This is a genomic window from Erwinia typographi (assembly GCF_000773975.1).
GTDB lineage: Bacteria > Pseudomonadota > Gammaproteobacteria > Enterobacterales > Enterobacteriaceae > Erwinia > Erwinia typographi.
In genome coordinates, this window is sequence record NZ_JRUQ01000090.1 from 26,548 (window position 1) to 42,961 (window position 16,414).

At 54.6% G+C, this 16,414-nt stretch carries 21 protein-coding genes and 1 riboswitch; of the genes, 13 read left to right on the forward strand and 8 right to left on the reverse strand.

Translation table 11 applies throughout. From position 1 onward, the window contains the following. The first annotated feature begins 173 nt into the window (after positions 1–173). The 7 genes from NG99_RS24950 to crcB all read left to right on the forward strand — a co-directional run bounded on the left by NG99_RS24950 (position 174) and on the right by crcB (position 6,260). Entirely contained in the window at positions 174–947 is a 774-nt protein-coding gene (locus NG99_RS24950) for an alpha/beta hydrolase (protein ID WP_034899049.1), read from the forward strand. A 33-nt stretch (positions 948–980) separates the two neighbouring features. Next, complete coding sequence (locus NG99_RS24955; RefSeq protein ID WP_034899050.1) at positions 981–1,658, forward strand: heavy metal response regulator transcription factor; 678 nt, start codon at positions 981–983, stop codon at positions 1,656–1,658. After that, a complete protein-coding gene (locus NG99_RS24960; protein ID WP_034899051.1) occupies positions 1,655–3,043 on the forward strand; it encodes a heavy metal sensor histidine kinase in 1,389 nt (462 codons plus the stop codon). The genes NG99_RS24955 and NG99_RS24960 overlap by 4 nt, the downstream gene beginning before the upstream one ends. Before the next feature lie 125 nt (positions 3,044–3,168). Continuing rightward, positions 3,169–4,479: an MFS transporter gene (locus NG99_RS24965; RefSeq protein ID WP_034899052.1), complete on the forward strand. Its 1,311-nt coding sequence runs from the start codon at positions 3,169–3,171 to the stop codon at positions 4,477–4,479. A gap of 30 nt (positions 4,480–4,509) precedes the next feature. Beyond that, complete coding sequence (locus NG99_RS24970) at positions 4,510–4,845, forward strand: hypothetical protein (RefSeq protein ID WP_034899054.1); 336 nt, start codon at positions 4,510–4,512, stop codon at positions 4,843–4,845. Between the two features lie 138 nt (positions 4,846–4,983). Further along, positions 4,984–5,640, forward strand: coding sequence for a DapH/DapD/GlmU-related protein (locus NG99_RS24975; RefSeq protein WP_034899055.1), 657 nt, complete (start codon positions 4,984–4,986; stop codon positions 5,638–5,640). An 83-nt stretch (positions 5,641–5,723) separates the two neighbouring features. Then, positions 5,724–5,796, forward strand: a riboswitch (Fluoride riboswitch). A gap of 86 nt (positions 5,797–5,882) precedes the next feature. After that, on the forward strand, positions 5,883–6,260 hold the full coding sequence (crcB, locus tag NG99_RS24980) for a fluoride efflux transporter CrcB (protein ID WP_034899056.1): 378 nt from the start codon (positions 5,883–5,885) through the stop codon (positions 6,258–6,260). On the opposite strand, the gene NG99_RS24985 is transcribed toward crcB, so the two are convergent. The 4 genes from NG99_RS24985 to NG99_RS25000 all read right to left on the reverse strand — a co-directional run bounded on the left by NG99_RS24985 (position 6,257) and on the right by NG99_RS25000 (position 9,395). After that, the gene (locus tag NG99_RS24985; protein WP_034899057.1) at positions 6,257–7,033 is read right to left on the reverse strand and encodes a hypothetical protein; all 777 of its coding nucleotides are present in this window, start codon (positions 7,031–7,033) and stop codon (positions 6,257–6,259) included. The two genes, crcB and NG99_RS24985, sit on opposite strands and share 4 nt — an antisense overlap. Before the next feature lies 1 nt (position 7,034). Then, on the reverse strand, positions 7,035–7,232 hold the full coding sequence (locus NG99_RS24990; RefSeq protein ID WP_034899059.1) for a hypothetical protein: 198 nt from the start codon (positions 7,230–7,232) through the stop codon (positions 7,035–7,037). A 111-nt stretch (positions 7,233–7,343) separates the two neighbouring features. Beyond that, a complete protein-coding gene (locus NG99_RS24995) occupies positions 7,344–8,795 on the reverse strand; it encodes a sugar porter family MFS transporter (protein ID WP_034899062.1) in 1,452 nt (483 codons plus the stop codon). A gap of 219 nt (positions 8,796–9,014) precedes the next feature. Continuing rightward, the gene (locus NG99_RS25000; protein ID WP_034899064.1) at positions 9,015–9,395 is read right to left on the reverse strand and encodes a hypothetical protein; all 381 of its coding nucleotides are present in this window, start codon (positions 9,393–9,395) and stop codon (positions 9,015–9,017) included. Positions 9,396–9,745: 350 nt separating this feature from the next. Between NG99_RS25000 and iraP the strand changes: the two genes are divergently transcribed. The 3 genes from iraP (at position 9,746) to NG99_RS25015 (ending at position 11,198) form a co-directional block, all read left to right on the forward strand. Beyond that, the gene (iraP, locus tag NG99_RS25005) at positions 9,746–10,042 is read left to right on the forward strand and encodes an anti-adapter protein IraP (protein WP_034899065.1); all 297 of its coding nucleotides are present in this window, start codon (positions 9,746–9,748) and stop codon (positions 10,040–10,042) included. A gap of 93 nt (positions 10,043–10,135) precedes the next feature. Then, positions 10,136–10,726 carry a TetR/AcrR family transcriptional regulator gene (locus NG99_RS25010; RefSeq protein WP_052130872.1) on the forward strand — a complete coding sequence of 197 codons (591 nt, stop codon included), beginning with the start codon at positions 10,136–10,138 and terminating at the stop codon, positions 10,724–10,726. Beyond that, the gene (locus NG99_RS25015; RefSeq protein WP_034899067.1) at positions 10,719–11,198 is read left to right on the forward strand and encodes a nuclear transport factor 2 family protein; all 480 of its coding nucleotides are present in this window, start codon (positions 10,719–10,721) and stop codon (positions 11,196–11,198) included. The genes NG99_RS25010 and NG99_RS25015 overlap by 8 nt, the downstream gene beginning before the upstream one ends. Before the next feature lie 171 nt (positions 11,199–11,369). On the opposite strand, the gene NG99_RS25020 is transcribed toward NG99_RS25015, so the two are convergent. Next, positions 11,370–11,579 carry a hypothetical protein gene (locus NG99_RS25020; protein WP_034899070.1) on the reverse strand — a complete coding sequence of 70 codons (210 nt, stop codon included), beginning with the start codon at positions 11,577–11,579 and terminating at the stop codon, positions 11,370–11,372. 128 nt (positions 11,580–11,707) lie between these two features. Between NG99_RS25020 and NG99_RS25025 the strand changes: the two genes are divergently transcribed. Continuing rightward, complete coding sequence (locus NG99_RS25025; RefSeq protein WP_034899073.1) at positions 11,708–12,595, forward strand: dihydrodipicolinate synthase family protein; 888 nt, start codon at positions 11,708–11,710, stop codon at positions 12,593–12,595. An 89-nt stretch (positions 12,596–12,684) separates the two neighbouring features. On the opposite strand, the gene yjbE is transcribed toward NG99_RS25025, so the two are convergent. Further along, positions 12,685–12,918: an exopolysaccharide production protein YjbE gene (gene yjbE / locus NG99_RS25030; protein WP_034899075.1), complete on the reverse strand. Its 234-nt coding sequence runs from the start codon at positions 12,916–12,918 to the stop codon at positions 12,685–12,687. A gap of 557 nt (positions 12,919–13,475) precedes the next feature. On the opposite strand from yjbE, the gene NG99_RS25035 reads away from it, so the two are divergent. Together NG99_RS25035 and NG99_RS25040 are read left to right on the forward strand one after the other, a co-directional pair. Next, positions 13,476–14,072, forward strand: a complete 597-nt coding sequence (locus tag NG99_RS25035) for a class I SAM-dependent methyltransferase (RefSeq protein WP_198138830.1) — start codon at positions 13,476–13,478, stop codon at positions 14,070–14,072. Between the two features lie 75 nt (positions 14,073–14,147). Continuing rightward, positions 14,148–14,378, forward strand: a complete 231-nt coding sequence (locus tag NG99_RS25040) for a hypothetical protein (RefSeq protein ID WP_034899076.1) — start codon at positions 14,148–14,150, stop codon at positions 14,376–14,378. Between the two features lie 69 nt (positions 14,379–14,447). Here the strand turns inward: NG99_RS25040 and NG99_RS25045 are convergent, their stop codons facing one another. Together NG99_RS25045 and NG99_RS25050 are read right to left on the reverse strand one after the other, a co-directional pair. Further along, positions 14,448–15,461: an acyltransferase gene (locus NG99_RS25045; protein ID WP_034899078.1), complete on the reverse strand. Its 1,014-nt coding sequence runs from the start codon at positions 15,459–15,461 to the stop codon at positions 14,448–14,450. 126 nt (positions 15,462–15,587) lie between these two features. Continuing rightward, entirely contained in the window at positions 15,588–15,779 is a 192-nt protein-coding gene (locus NG99_RS25050) for a hypothetical protein (RefSeq protein ID WP_157032708.1), read from the reverse strand. Positions 15,780–16,414: the final 635 nt, after the last annotated feature.

Here is a 16,414-nt window from a genome sequence, read left to right on the forward strand (position 1 = left end):
CATTACATCGGTAAAAGTTGTGGAAAACTTTAGGCAATATTTATTTTCCTGTACGCCTGCGCCACGTCCTTCGTCCCAATGTCATTCTTTTGTCATAACTCGCTCATGCCGTCGTCAGTTGCCCGCTCGTAAAATCCTCAGCGTAAACACAATCTAACCCTGAGGAACTGATCATGAACGCACCCTGCAAAAAAATCGTAAAACTGGCGGCCATCACTGCGTCTTTGCTGATGGCGGCCGCTGGCAGCGCGGCGATGGCGCAGCCAGTTAAAAATATTGTGCTGGTCCACGGCGCATTTGTTGGCGGCTCGGGCTGGCGTCCGGTGTACGACATTCTGACCCATGATGGCTATAAAGTAACGCTGGTGCAGGAACCGCTGACTTCATTCCCGGAGGACGTGGCGGCCACCAGGCGTATTTTGGCGCAGCAGGATGGCCCGGTAATTCTGGTTGGGCACAGCTATGGCGGCGCAATCATTACTGAAGCGGGCAACGATTCGCATGTGGCCGGGCTGGTTTATATCGCGGCACATGCGCTGGATAATGGCGAAACTGAGGCGAGCAACGGCAAAAAGCTGCCTAACTCCGCTCACCCCTTTATGAAAACGCCGGACGGATTCCTGATGATTGCGCCCCAGTATTTCCACAGCGACTTTGCCGCCGATCTTTCTGCCAGACAGGCCGCGTTTGAAGCCAGCGCGCAGATGCCGACTTCCGCCTCGGTGTTTACCGCCAACATCCCCGACCCGGCATGGAAAACCCGACCAAGCTGGTACATGGTGGCAAAAAACGACAAAATCATTAATCCTGATTTAGAACGTATGTATGCGAAACGCGCCCACAGCACCACGGTGGAAGTGGCTGGCGCCAGCCATTCCGTGTATGAATCGCATCCGAAAGAGGTCGCCACGCTGATTGAGCAAGCCGCGCAGCACGCGCTGAAGTAAGCCTGTCCGCTGCGCCGTTTGCTGGAGAAGATGATGAAAATTCTGGTCATTGATGATGAACCTAAAGCCCGTGAATACATGCGCAGCGGCCTTACGGAATCCGGCTACGTGGTAGACGTGGCTGAAAACGGGCGGGAAGGGGTGTTTATGGCTCAGGAATATCATTACGACCTGATCCTGCTGGACGTCATGATGCCGGAGCTGAACGGCTGGGAAGTAATGAAAACGCTGGATGAGCAAAGTGTCCCGGTCATTTTCCTTACCGCCAAAGGCACCGTTGAAGATCGTATCAAAGGGCTTGAGCTGGGGGCAGATGACTACCTGGTGAAGCCTTTTTCCTTTGCCGAGCTGCTGGCGCGTATTCGAACCGCGCTGCGCCGGGGGGTGAATGCCAAGCGCGACGAGTTGCTACAGGTGGCCGATCTTTGTCTGGACAGGGCAAAGCGCCGGGTTGAGCGCGCGGGCGTCAGGATTGACCTGACCAACAAAGAGTTCAACCTTCTCCAGCTTTTTATGCTTAACCCAGGCCAGGTGATGAGCCGCACGCTGATTGCCTCACGCGTCTGGGATATGAATTTCGACAGCGATACCAACGTGGTGGACGTCGCCGTTCGCCGTTTGCGGCAGAAAGTGGATGAACCTTTCGCAACGCCGCTGATCCACACCGTTCACGGCGTGGGCTATCGCTGTGAGGCTGATGAGGCGCAATGAAGGCTCTTCGGCTGACCACGCGCCTTTCGCTGCTGATCTCGGCCATTGTCCTGCTGGTCATGATTCTGGTGGGGATGGCGCTTTATCAGTCGCTGGCGCGGCAGATCAGCGTGCGGGACGACGGCGCGCTGCTGACAAGGATGGAGCAGATCCGCACGCTGCTGCTAAATGAAGATGCGCTGGCGCTGATCCATCAAAAGCCGAAGCTGTTTGCCAATATGCTTGGCAATACCGAATCGCTGTTGGTGCTGCGCTTCCCCGGTCAGCCGCCGCTGATCGAGGTGAATCCTGGTCATACGGCAATTCCCGATCTGCCGCCGGTGCCGGTTGGTCAGCCGCTGACGTTGACCCGTGTTCATCATCAGCAGGCACGCGGCGGCACGCCATTTATCTCAGCGGCGGCGCTGGCGCAAACCCGCGATGGTCCGGGTCAGTTGGAGATCATTACCGGCAGGTTGATGACCGAGCGGACGGCAACCCTTGCCGACTACCGTCGGCAAATCGTGCTGCTGATCGTCTGCGCCACGCTGATTGCCGCGCTGCTGGTGGGGTTGCTGACGCGGCGAAGTTTGCGGCCGCTGCACCGCCTGGCACAGGAGACGGCAGCCATCGACGTTCGCCATCTGTCGAGGCGTATTACGCTTGATAACGTGCCGCAGGAGCTGCTGTCGCTGGTGGCAGCGTTTAATCAGATGCTGGACCGGCTGGAAACCAGCTTTCAGCAGCTGAGCCAGGTATCGGCGGATATGGCGCATGATTTGCGCACGCCAGTTGCGAACCTACTGGGTCAGACGGAGGTGGCGCTGACCCAGAAGCGCAGCAATGAGTACTACCTGGGGCTGCTTGGTTCCAATTTTGAAGAGCTACAGCGGCTGGCAAGAATGATCGACAACATGCTATTTCTGGCTCGTGCGGAGGATGCCAGCCAGGCGATCCATCGCGAAAACCTGGCGCTGGCCGTGGTGCTGCAACCGCTGGCGGATTATTTTGAAGGGCCAGCGGAAGAGCGTCAGCTGTCGCTACGGTTCCCTCACGAGGGCTCTGTTTACGCGGATGCCGAGCTGCTGCGCAGGGCACTGGCTAACCTGATGGCAAACGCCATTCGCTATGCTGATGCGGGCAGCCGCATTGTCATTACCAGCCGGGCGGATCCGGGCGGCGTAACCCTTGCGGTAGAGAATGAAGGGCCGACGATTGAGCAAGCGCAACAGGCCCGCCTGTTCGATCGTTTCTATCGGGCAGATGCATCCCGGCACGACTCGGCTACTGGCAGCGGGCTGGGGCTGTCGATCGTTCGTGGCATCATGCAGCTGCACCACGGCAGCTGTGCCGTTGAAAGCCACGGGGGGAGGACGCGCTTTTCGCTTTTCTTTCCGCGGCCTTAAGGTTGACGGGACGGGCTGGGAATTCTCCGCAAGATCGCCCGCCGACTTGCCAGTCTTAGCGAATTGAGACTACTGTTGACGGCGAAGTTTGTGTTTTCCCGGAACGATGGCGACAGGGAGCCGTTATGAAAAAAGTCCTCGGCACTTTTTTACCGCTTTATACCACTACGCTGTTAATGCTGCTTGGCTCCGGCTTACTGACCACTTACGTTTCACTGCGTCTGGCTAATGAACAGGTCAGCGGCAGCATGATTGGCGCGATTACCGCCGCCAACTATTTTGGCCTGGTGCTGGGCGGCAAGGTGGGGCACAACCTGATTGCCCGCGTCGGGCACATCCGCGCTTATGTTTCCTGCGCCGGGATCATCACTGCCTCGGTGCTTGGGCACGGGCTGACTGATTATCTGCCGATGTGGATCTTCCTGCGGTTGGTGATCGGCCTGTGCATGATGTGCCAGTACATGGTTCTGGAAAGCTGGCTGAACGACGGCGCCGAAAGCGGGCAGCGCGGGCTGATCTTTGGTTTTTATATGGTCGCTACCTACCTTGGTCTTTCCGCCGGGCAGATCATCCTGATGACTCAGGTGGGCTCAGGAAGCTCCAGCCTGCTTATCGTTGCGCTGTGCTTCGCGCTGTGCCTGGTGCCAATGGCGCTGACTACCCGCACCAATCCTCACCCGATGATGCCAGCCCCTATGGAGCTGGGCTACTTCTTCCGCGCGATCCCTAAAATTCTGCTGATCACCCTGGCAACGGGCATGGCGGTGGGGGCGTTTTACGGTATGGCTCCGGTCTACACCAGTCAGCTGGGGTTCAGCACCCAGCAAACCGGCTTGTTTATGGCGATCGCTATCTTTGCCGGGCTGGTGTCACAATTCCCTTTGAGCTGGCTCTCGGATCGCATCGATCGCGGTCGCCTGCTGCTCTATACCTCGCTGCTCTATACGCTGGCCGCGCTGCCGCTGACCCTGCTGTTGCACTTCAGTTTTGCCGTAGTCGTGGCTATTGCCTTCCTGACCAGCATGATGCAGTTCTCGCTCTACCCACTGATCGTCGCGATGGCTAACGACAGCGTGGCGCCGGAGCGAAGAGTATCGCTCACCGCCTGCCTGCTGATGGCTTATGGCGTGGGGGCCTGTATCGGGCCGCTGGTGACCGGAGCCATTATGCAGCCGCTGGGAGGCAACATGCTGTATGCCTTCTTCTGTCTGTGCGGTGGCGTGATCGCGGTCACCAGCTGGTTTACCAGCCGAACGCCGCAAATTGTGACCGAAGCGCCGATCCCTCACGTCGTTCTGCCGGATAGCCTGACCAGCTCACCGCTGGCGGCAGCGCTGAATCCATCGCTTGCCGAGGAGGATATTCAGACCGTGATGTTCGACACGGAAGAGAGTGAAGAAACGGCAGAGAAGGAGGAAGTTGAAATGCCGTCCTGAAAAAAAAGATCCCTAAGGATAATCTGAAAGTTGATCGTTCCAGGTGATGGTTTATACTCCCTGCACACGAAAGCAGATTATCAGCATTATGAGGGATCATATGTCGACCAGAGGAAAAGTCTGGCTGGCTATTATCGTCGTTTGTCTGGTCTTTTGGTCTCTCCTCCTGTTATGGGGATTGGCGACATGAGCGAAGAAAATGAGGATGATGAGCGCCATGCCGACGAAAGCGGTCCGCTAGCAGGCTGGTTGTTAAACAAGAAGCAAAAGTCTTTTATACGCTCGCTCTTCCCGGAGGATGACGAAGAGGAGCCTGATGCTGACCCTCCTGCTGATAAAAGCTGGCGGACTGCTCTTGCCATGTAAGCGGCTTTGTCATTTTCTTTCCACGAACCTGTCATCTCGCTATGACAGAGTGACCTCTACTGAACGTTACCCGATGAACGCTGGCCCGATGTTCCTGCGGGCGGCACTCATCCAGATATCCGACCAGATGAGGCCCAGATGACCGTCATAGAACTGCACCAGCCCAAATTAGTCGAGACTTTTATCGATGAAAGCGTGACCCTGCGCGAGACGCAGATTGGCCGCTGTTGCGAAATTCTTGCCCACAGCCACCTGGAGTATGCCAGTCTCGGAGACTACTCCTATCTTGGCCCTTATTGCACGGTGGCGGATAGCGAAATCGGTAAATTTACCGCTATTGCTTCCAATGTCCGGCTTGGCGCGCCAAACCATCCTCTCGAACGACCTTCGCAGCATCGCTTTACCTATTGCGCCGAATACTACAGCGCCACGGCAGAGCGGGACCGCGAGTTTTTTGCCGCCCGCCGCGCGGACCGGGTGATCGTCGGTCACGACGTGTGGATTGGTCACGGCGTCACGGTTCTGCCTGGCGTGACGGTGGGCGATGGCGCGGTGCTGGCGGCCGGGGCCGTAGTCACCAAAGACGTGGCGCCTTATACCATTGTCGGCGGCGTACCGGCCAGAGTGATCAAAGAACGCTTTACGAGGGAAATTGCGCAGCGGCTGGCGCGGATTGCCTGGTGGGAGTGGTCAATGAGCGACATCATGGCCAATCTGGCGGATTTTAAAGCCGCAGATATCGACGCATTTTGCAATCGCTGGGACCCGCAGGGTCAGACAACCTGTCGGATCTGAGGTCGGGGTCCTGACGCATTGTGGCTGCGGCGCCAGGCGACGTTAATTGCCGCTTGCAAAACGACACGCCGCTGATTAGGCTAGCGCCACAAGGTGATGGTGTTCCACCTTTCCCAACCGCCCTGCACGTAAGGGGCTGATGACGCCTGATAGCGCACTCTTTTTACTTAAGAGGGCTGCCTGTCAGGTCGTCTCGATTTCGCCGGATAGCCAGTCCTCGCCAACACTCCAATGAGGAAGTTATGATCAAGTCGTTAATCGCCGTTGCCATTGGCGGGTCCGCAGGCAGTGTTCTGCGTTGGATACTGGGCGTCCGTTTGAATGCGTTGTTCCCAAACCTTCCGCCAGGCACCCTGGCCGTCAACCTTATCGGTGGACTTATTATCGGTGCGGCAATGGCATTTTTTTTGCGTAACCCCGAACTTGACCCGACCTGGAAACTGTTCATTGCGACCGGTTTTTGCGGCGGGCTAACGACGTTTTCCACCTTCTCGCTGGAGGTTGTCACGCTGATGCAGTCCGGTCAGTTCTTCTGGGCAGTAAGTACGGTGCTTGCCCACCTGATCGGTTCGCTGCTGATGACCTTCGTCGGATTCTGGCTGGTTTCGCTGTTCCTCTAGCCGCAGGCCGTTTGCTCATCGTTGGCCAGCATCACCGCGCTGGCGCTGGCCGCATCAAACAGTGACAGGCTTTCGATCTGATCGAGCATGATCACTTTGCGAAAAGCCAGGGCGGACCTGGGTTCGGAATCAAGGGTGATGTCGTGTTCGTAATACCATTTACTGTAGTTATGCTCAATGCTCAGGCTCAGCGTTTTGCCATCGCGGTAGCCGCTCAGCATCGGGATCAACACGATATTTGACGTGGCGGTGGCGTCATAAGAGGCGGTATGGATCATGCCGATGTAGATGCGGCGGGATTTCAGCGTGACCCAGGCCAGCTCGCCTTCTTCCATACACTGAAACAGCAGGCCCTCAACGCCGTTGGCGCGGGAAAGCTTCTTATACAGTTTTTTGCGACCGCTGCCGTTCAGCCTTGCGCTGCCAGACCAGCTGGAGCGGTAGAGGCAGAACGCCACGGCGAACGCCAGCATGATCACCACCGGGGCCTGAATCCCGAGGAAACTCCAGGTCATGAATTCACTCTGCCAGTGGTGGTGAAGTCCGTCGTTTAGCTGCGGCACAGCGTTGAGCAACGCCGACAGCGCCAGCAGCAGCAGCCAGATGATTCCGGTGGCGATCACCCCCTGAAGCACGAAGATACAGCCATAGAGAGCGACCAGGAAGTAAACGTCCCAGCCCCAGGATCGTTTGATCTTAAAGCGGGTTGAGAGGTCGCGGCTGGTGTACCAGTAGCCGCACACCATCAGCACCATAAATATCGCCGTTCCCATCTCAGACTCTCCTCAGCGCATTCACATGGCGGGCGAAATCCTCGCGAACTTCCGGGCTGGAAATATTTACTGCGGCGCTGCCGTCTTCATCAATGATGATGCGATCGCCTTCTTCAATGGATTCTTCAATATCGCGCTTGCTCATCACCTCAAGCAGGAATTCCGGGCTGGAAAACAGGGAAAATAAGAATCTGAACATGACTATCCTTTTATAACGTTGAGCGTTAAGCGTGGTAGCCAGTCACGAATTTCTCTATCAGATTAGTGTGAAACGAGGCAGTAAATGGCGTGCCCTCCCTGGCACGGAAGATTAGCTACCTGATTGCGGCAGCGGATCGTCCTGAAGATGTTTTTTAAAATGCCGTTCAATCTGCTCCAGCGTTTTGCCCTGCGTTTCCGGCGCAAAAATGATGGCGAAAATGCCACCCGCCACGCCAACCGCCGCGAAGGCAAAGAAGCAGGTGGTCAGGCCGAAATGGTCAAGCAGGATGGGGAACATAAACGCGATGGAGAAGTTAGTCATCTGCATGGCGAATACCGAGATGCCGTTTGCGAGGCCGCGGATACGCATTGGGAAAATTTCCGACAGCAGCAGCCAGGTCACCGGAGAGAGCGCGCCCTGCTGAAAACAGAGGAAAATCAGCATTCCGCCGAGCACCAGATAGCTGCGCAGCAGGTCAGGCTGGCCGTGGGCGGTTTCTGGCATCAGCCAGGTCACCAGCCCGATGGCCAGCAGCGAACAGGTACAGCCAATTTGCCCCACCAGCAGCAGAGGGCGACGGCCAAAGCGGCTCAGCAGCATGATGCCGACAAAGGTCATCAGCACCGAAATCACTCCGTTCGCGATAGTAGCCAGCAGCGAAGCGTTAGTGCCAAGGCCGGTGGCCTGGAGCATCGTCGGGGCATAGAACATAATAGTGTTAACGCCTGAAAGCTGTTGCAGCATGGCAATGCCGATGCCCAGCGCAACCAGGCGCTTCATCCACACCGAGATGGTTTTCTGACGGCGGGCATGTTTCTGGCTTTTCGAGTCCATTGACTTGCGAATTTCGCCCATCTCTTTCTCGACCATCCGCGAGTGGCGGGTCCGCTCCAGCACGTCACGCGCTTCACGATAGCGGCCATGCATCGCGTACCAGCGAGGCGTATCGGGCATAAACAGCATCCCCACCCACAGTATCACCGCTGGAACGCAGGCAACGCCGAGCATCCAGCGCCAGGTGGTTTCACCTCCCCAGATTTCGTTGATGGCGGCATTGCTGGTATAGGCAATCAGCTGACCTGAAACAATCATCAGCTCCTGAAGCGTAACGAACTGCCAGCGGCGGTTGGCCGGAACGATCTCAGCGATATAAATGGGTACGATAGCCGCCGCGCCGCCCACGGCAAGGCCGAGAATGAAGCGGAAGAAGATCATCAGCACCACGTTGGGAGCCAGCGCACAGCCCAGCGAGCCGCACATAAAGACGATTGCCATCACCACAATGACTTTTTTCCGGCCAAAACGATCGGCTACGCGACCGGCGCTAATCGCTCCGATGGCCGAGCCAAGGATGAGAAAGCTGGTTACCATGCCCGTGGTCAGTGAGGTCAGGTGCAGATCGTGCTTCATAAATAGCAGTGCGCCCGCGATAACGCCGGTGTCATAGCCAAAAAGCAGGCCGCCGAGGGTGGCAATGAAGGCGATGACTTTTACCAGCGGCTCGGTTGGCTGTGGCGTGGCGGCCGCGCCGGGTGTCGCGCCGTTTGTTGATTCAGTCACAAGTAACTCCCTGGGAAAACGTTATTATTCTATTTTTGATGTGACACAGATCACGTCATTTTAAAATTTTAGCCAAAAAACCAAATTCTGTTGGGAAATAACGAAATTTAATTCCATCAAGAGAGACGTCGCGCTGAAAAGGAACGTTTTACAGGGGGAGGTTCGTAAGCGGACGGGGAGGGCATGCTGCCGGAGCGTTGTCCGGCAGCTTCTGTTGAACTAAGGCAGTCGGCGGATGATTCTGCTGGCCGGGCCGCCGGTATGAAGCCTGGGCTGCTGGCTGGCCGGTGACCTACGGCAGCTCTCCTTCAGCCTGCTGTTAGGCGTGACGGCTGGCTCGTCCTGTGTCGTCTTCACGGCGATTTCATTGTCATTGTAATCCTGTAACCAACTGAGGTATTCCGCCAGGACCCGCGCGATATCTTCGCCGGGCTGCATGGTGCGGATAAAAAGCTGAGCAGACGAACGGGTCTTATCCAGAAGATAAATTTCGTATTGTTTATTCCATGCCTGCGTATCGGGATGTTCACGCACTACCACATCGTTAAAGCGCAGATGTTGCCAGCGCGCTAGTCTTTCATAAAAGTGATTCTTATCCATGACGGATTAACCTCTCCGTTTTTCGCTGTGTGTTATCAAAAAAACGCCCTGGGACAGCAGGGCGGAAGAACATCGTAATTCATCGGATCGAGTCTGATGAGCGTGCCAACGCGGGAGGGACAGCCGGTTGGCTGATTAAATCTAGACCAAACCGGCCTGTTCGCCACCGGGCCCGGCTGTTTTCGGACTATTTACGCTCAGATGAGCCCGGAGCGGTCAGTAGCCCGCTAAATCCGCGGGATTCACCGCGTCAGAGGCCTGATTGAAGGTTAACGAACCAGGTGCAATTCTGTTTACTCCTGACCTGCTGTGGTGGTAATTTCAGGGGCAAATAATGACGGGAGCAGGCTATGAGACAGTTAGTTATTGATATTTTAATGAAGATGGCAAAAATCGACGTGGACGCCAAAGAGCTGACCGCGCAGGTTGAAGCGCAGTCATTGCTGATTGCCGCGCTGCTGCTTACCGCGGGAAAAGAGGGCTCCTCGAATATTTCTGAAAATATCCAGAATGCGATAATGGCCGCTTCCAGCTCTGGTCAGGGGTTTCTACAGTCTGACATCGATCTGCTGTTGACCCACGTCAATCGTCTTCTTGCCGTAACCCGCTACGTTGATGAGAAATCTGATACCGAAGAACAGCACTGATTTAACCCAACTTCATCCCTGACAATGCCTCTTTTTCAGCGGCAGTGAAAAAGTGCTTGCGCCAGGGAGAACGATCGTTCTACTCTTGGTCGCATGACAACGACATCGCCTCAAGACATTCGTGAGCATCTTCTCGATATCACCGAGCAGCTTATTTACCAGCAGGGTATCCACGCTACGGGCATGGACCTGCTGGTAAAAACGTCCGGAATATCGCGTAAGACTCTCTACCGCTATTTCACCAATAAAGAGCAGCTGTGTGCGGCAGCCCTGCGGCGGCGCGATCTGCGCTGGATGGCATGGTTTAAGAGCGAGGTGCGTAAAGAGGACGATCCTGCGCAACAAATACTTGCGATGTTTAGCGCGCTAAAAAGCTGGTTTGGCACCGCGGATTTTCGCGGCTGCGCGTTCATCAACACCGCTGGCGAAACGCGGGAGGCCAGCCATCCCGTACGGGAAATAGCCCGCGAGCATAAGCACAAAATTGAACAGTTTGCCGCTGAGTTATGCCAGCAGGCCGGTCTGCCAAATCCTGACCTCAGGGCCCGCCAGCTGCTGGTACTGATTGACGGAGCCATTACTGTTGCGATGTTAATGAACGATCCTTCTGCCGCCGACGCTGCCCGCCAGCTAGCCAGGCAACTGATCGTTTCCCCTGAAACTGCTGGAGAAGATCATGACTGATATAGCCGTACGTCGTCCGCCGCTGCCGCCGTTCACCCGTGAAAGCGCAATTGAAAAAGTCAGGCTGGCCGAGGATGGCTGGAACAGCCGCGACCCGCAGAAGGTGGCGCTGGCTTATACCCTCGATACGCAGTGGCGTAACCGCGCCGAATTCGTCACTAACCGTCAGCAGGCTGAAGAATTTCTCAGCCGCAAGTGGGCGAAAGAGCTGGATTACCGGCTAATCAAGGAGCTTTGGGCCTTTGACGGAAACCGCATTGCCGTTCGTTACGCCTATGAATGGCATGACGATTCGGGCAACTGGTTCCGATCCTATGGCAATGAAAACTGGGAGTTTGCCGGGAATGGCCTGATGGCCCGGCGTTTTGCCTGCATTAACGATATGCCGATCAAGGCGTCCGAGCGTAAGTACCACTGGCCGTTGGGACGGCGCCCGGACGATCATCCGGGCTTGAGCGAGCTGGGGTTGTAAAGCCGCGGCGCGCCCTACGTTTCGCGCCTTGCACGAATGGTAAAGCTAAAATACGCGGGGAGGATCACATGCTGAAGAACCGTCCGCGTTGCGTTTTAACGAGGTCATCAGCACCATCAGAAGCGGCACAATAATGAAATGTATTCTCGATTAATGGAATGCCTATGACGGTCATTCTTCTCCGTTGACTTTCGTCATCGTCGAACCTTCGCTCCGGTGTACCTCACCGCAGATCAGCACGGCGCTGGGCCGACGCTGATGGATACGCGCAGCCATCTGTTCGCAGGCTACCTGAGTAGGAAAAATATGTTCGGATACCGGCAAAGCATCGCAGGCATCATGACCGCAGGCGCTGACGAGTAATACGAAGCCAATCAACATAGCTCACTCCATTGATAAATCAGACCTGTAACAAGTATAGTTCAGCGCGAAGCGGCCGTGGTTTCGCCCTGTGCGGTAGAGTGCTATAACGAGTTACTAACAGACCAGTCATTCAGGGAGCCGTTCCGATGCAATTTCGTGGCCTTTCTGCTTTTCCCATTACACCTGCCAGCGAAAAAGGCGAGGTGGACGTTGTCGCGCTGGAAAAATTATTACTCCGCCTGAAACAGGCAAAGGTCAACTCGGTTGGGCTGCTGGGAAGCACCGGGCTGTACGCTTTTCTCCGTCGTGAGGAGAAGTGTAAGGCTATTGAAGCTGCCGTGGCCTGTCTGAAGGGAGAGATCCCTGTTATTGTCAGCGCTGGTGCGCTGCGGACCGATGAGTCTGTTGCGCTGGCTGAGGATGCCGAAGCGGCTGGTGCAAATGGGTTACTACTGGCTCCCGTTTCCTATACGCCATTGACGGAAGAAGAGGTATTTCAACACTTTTCCGCCGTGGCGCAAAGCACGTCGCTGCCAATCTGTATCTATAACAACCCTGGCACCACGCATTTTACCTTTACGGCGGGCTTACTGGCCCGGCTTGGTGAGTTACCGACGATTAAAGCCCTGAAGCAGCCTTCTTCCGTCAGCACGGATAAGGCCTTTGTTGAAGAGCTGAGGGGGCGCTTTCCTGCTGATTTTGCCGTGGGTTTCAGCGTCGACTGGCATGCGCCTGAAGCGTTATCCGCTGGCGGAGACGTGTGGTTCAGCGTGCTGGGTGGATTGCTGCCACAGCACGCTATGTCCCTCACTCAGGCGGCTCAGCGGGGAGATACAAAGCGTATGGCCGAACTTAACTCGGAGCTTCAGCCAATGTGGACGTTATTTCAAACTTTAAGCAGCCTGCGGGTTGTCTATTGCGCGGCAGAAATCCTTGGCATCTGTCGACCGGTCTTGCCGAGGCCGCTACTGCCGCTGCAAGCGGAAGATCGCCATAAGGTAGAGAGAGTATTACAGGGGCTGGGGCTACTTTAGCGGAGAGCAGGCCTTTCCGGGCAGAAAAGCCTGTACAAACTATATGCCCGCTGGCATGAGGAGATCGGGCCAGCGGGCAGTGCGGGCGATCAATGCGTCGTTGTGCTGGTGGTCGTATTGCCAGACCCACCGCCACCGCCGTCCATGGTTGCCAGAGCAATGCCCAGCAGCGCCGCTACGGCCCCTATGCCAACGGCGTTGGAGTTACCCTCTGACATGGCAGTCGCTTCACTTCCTGCGGCTGTTCCCGTTGCTGGTGCGGCATAAACGCTGGCGCTGGCGACCATCGTTAAAATGAGTGCAAGCGTGGCTATTTTTTTCATTTTTATCAATCCTCAGGTGGTATTCACAAGACAGCGCCTGAGAGCATAATTTTAAAGTTCAGGGCTGAATAGTGGCCGCCGGAGGGAGAAATATTGTTATTCTGATTAACAGGTTACAGTATCAGATCCAGTTATTTAAACGGGCCGTAAATTCATTAGCGCGGCTGTTTTGGTGGCAAAGGGCGGTGGGGTTGAAGCGATACAAATAAAAGGCAGAATATCCTCACCAGACCCAGCAATAGCGCCCGATCGAACCAAAGCCTGGCATGGACATAAATAAGAACCAGAACGCGCTTTATTTTTTATGCTTTTTTAAGAATAAATACCGCCACCGATTTCCCTGCGTTTTCCTCATTTCATAGTAACAAGCCAGTTTTCTGCGGCAGGGGGGAGTATGAGGCGATATTGTTATCTGTTGCGAAATATAAATAGATCGGCGAAAAACCCGGTGAAATTATGCGATTAATCTTAGTTTTGGTCTGAATGCGAAAGGTTTAAGAACTCACTAAGTTTCTTGTGGCCTACTGTGAGGAACCATTTTAGCCAGGGGCTTAATCATGCTGTTATCTGCGTTTTCCTACATCAAAGATAAAACCGGTTATTTGCAGGAATTCATCTCCGATCCGCGGAAAACGGGCACCATCGCACCTTCCTCTATGTCTTTGTGCCGGACCATGTCCGACGCGGTTGACTGGAACCAATGCGAGCGAATAGCTGAACTGGGCGCTGGCGATGGTGTACTGACCCGTCACCTGCTGACGCGGATGCGGCCGGATGCCAGTCTGGTGGCTTTTGAAACTAACAGCCGTTTTCATCCTAAGCTGACGGCGATTAATGATCCGCGTCTTCAGGTAACCGGCGCTTCTGCCGAAACGCTGAGCGGCGAATACGACGCTATTTTCTCAGGGCTGCCGCTGCTCTCCCTGCCGAAAAAAGTCCGCCACGGCATTCTGGAACGTGCCGCCGCGCTGCTCAGCCCGCAGGGTGTGTTCGTGCAATTCCAGTACACCTCGCTGTCTGAGCCTTTACTGTCAGAGTACTTTGCCTGGAACCGCAGCCGCGTGCTGCGCAATTTGCCGCCCGCATGGGTTTACCGCTGTCATTCGCTGGATAATTTACCTCAGCAAAAATCGGGGGTTATCACCTCTCTGTGAAGAGAATATGACGTTGAGATGGCAATCTCCGTCCTGTCTGCCAGGCTTAAGGTTTACCCACAACAGGAGGAGAGAATGAGTATTGAAAGTGACCTGCCCACCTCAAGTGATGAAGAAGTGTGCACTATCATTGGCAAAGCGGTGGTTGACCTGAGCATTACCGGGCAACCTGTCAATAAAGCTACGCTGGCTCTTAAGCTACTGGCGATGGCAGATCAGGATGGCGATGAAGAACGCATTTTGCTGTATTGGATTGCGCGGAAGGCAATCAACCAGCCACACAGGTTTGCTCAGGCAGCCTGGTGATCGTAGGTGGCGCCCCGGCCCGTGGTCGGAAAGACGGCCGCTCTGAACAGAGCGGCCGTTTTACATTCATCAGGTAATGCGGCGAACGAAGGGGATCAGCCTTATCAGCCAGACGATGACCGCTGAAATCGCGAAGCAGACCAGCGCGACCAGGGGGATGGTCAGGATTGAGTAGTAGCCTTCAAAGTTAATGCCCAGCAGGTTCAGCATCACCTCCAGCACCAGGGCATGGACGAAAAAAATCCCCAAACTGAGGTTGGAAAGAGCGCGAATCACGCCAATGGCCGGTTTGTTAAATTTTAAGGGCGCATTGAGCAGCATAAAAAAGAAGGCCAGAGACACCACAACCAGCGTGGGAGCCGAATAGAACAGGAAGATCGCGTTGGGCCTGAAGGTACTGATCGACAGGGAATAGGTCATGACCGCCGTAAGCACCACGGAAAGCGTAAAGACTACCGCCGCTATCGCCACCTTCGGCGTAATTTTAAATCTTCTGACCACTCCGCCAATAATGTAAAACCCCGACAGATAGACCACCATATCGATATTGCTGGGCGCGGGCAGCGGGCGCCCTTCGAGTAAATTCGCCTTCACGTTATCAAACAGCATATAAACCGAAGCCAGCACGAACCAGACAGCCAGGGTGTAGTTAACCCTTTGCCGGCTGCCGTAGGTGATAAAGGTGTTCAGCAGCGGCGTCACCAGATAGAGCAGGATCATGGTGTAGGCGAACCACAGGTGCGGCCAGGCAGGCATACTCAGCAGATCCAGCACGCTGACGGGCGCTTCGCTCATTTTAACCTGCTGACTGTAAACGATATAAACCACCGTCCAGGCAATAAGCGGAATAACCAGATCGAGCACCCGGGTTTTTAGCGTACTGAGCAGCGACTCATTTTTATTGAGGGAAACATAACCGGCAATCAGCAAAAACAGAGGAAATGCGATACGTCCCAGCGCCTCGTACATCACCGAGACGGACCAGGCTAAATGAAAATAGCTGAAAGGGATCGCTGCCGTGTGCAATAAAATAACTAAGAACGTTGCCACAAGCGTTAGCAGCTTAATATTGATCGTTTTCAATGCCAGAGTCCTTGTCAAAAAGCACAATCTGCCGGGAAGGCACAGATTATTGCCACCTGGTTAAAGGTAACATAATTCCCAGTTGGCTATGTAGCTTCTGGCGAGAAAAAGCCCGGCAAATATCGGTCAGGTATGGTTGTTATTCTTCTGGACGACGACGGTGGCAGGACAGGACTCATGCGACTGTACGATACGGTATTCGGCCTTACCCTCGTGGATATACATGCAGGCGCGGCCTGCTTCTCCACCATCCTGCTCTTGCGAAAGCGTCAGGGTGACCTCTTCAGCCAGAGCAAAAGACGACCACAGGATAGCCATCGCGCAGATTCCCGTCAGGGAGTATGTTTTATTTAATCCGTTCATATCAGACAGCCAGAAAAAGTGAAAGGAAACAACCCGCTCTGGCAATCCTTATCGGAAAAGGTGTGTCAGAGATAGTGACCCTCGCATCAGTACCGGGGCAACTGCAAGCATCGGCAGGTAATATCAGATTTAGCCTGGGGGTGTGCCAGCAGAGTATTCTTATTTTACATGGTATTTATGGTGGCACTGTGATCTGGCGAAGATTTACGCTAACCAGGCTTCTGGTATAAGAAAAAATCAGATTTCTCCCCTCTGTCATGATCCGCTATGACCTTAATTCAGGTCCATTTTATCCTAAGAAATTTCCTGCTGGCTAAAAATTTGAGTTAAGGGGTGGATTGGATGAAAAATCAACAGCAACAAAAATAAATGGCCTGGATATAAGCCAACGCGTCGGAGCTTGACCTTCCCTCTGTTGGAGGATTAATTAACATATAACTAATTGATTTAAAATAAATTGATTTTTTCTATTTTTAGGCCCCAATGATGCCCTCAAATACAAATTATTTCATGTTGCATTTGGTTACAAATAGTGTGTTCAGATGAGAGATCGTGAAAAGGATTTGGTGCAGATTGTTATTTTACCACAT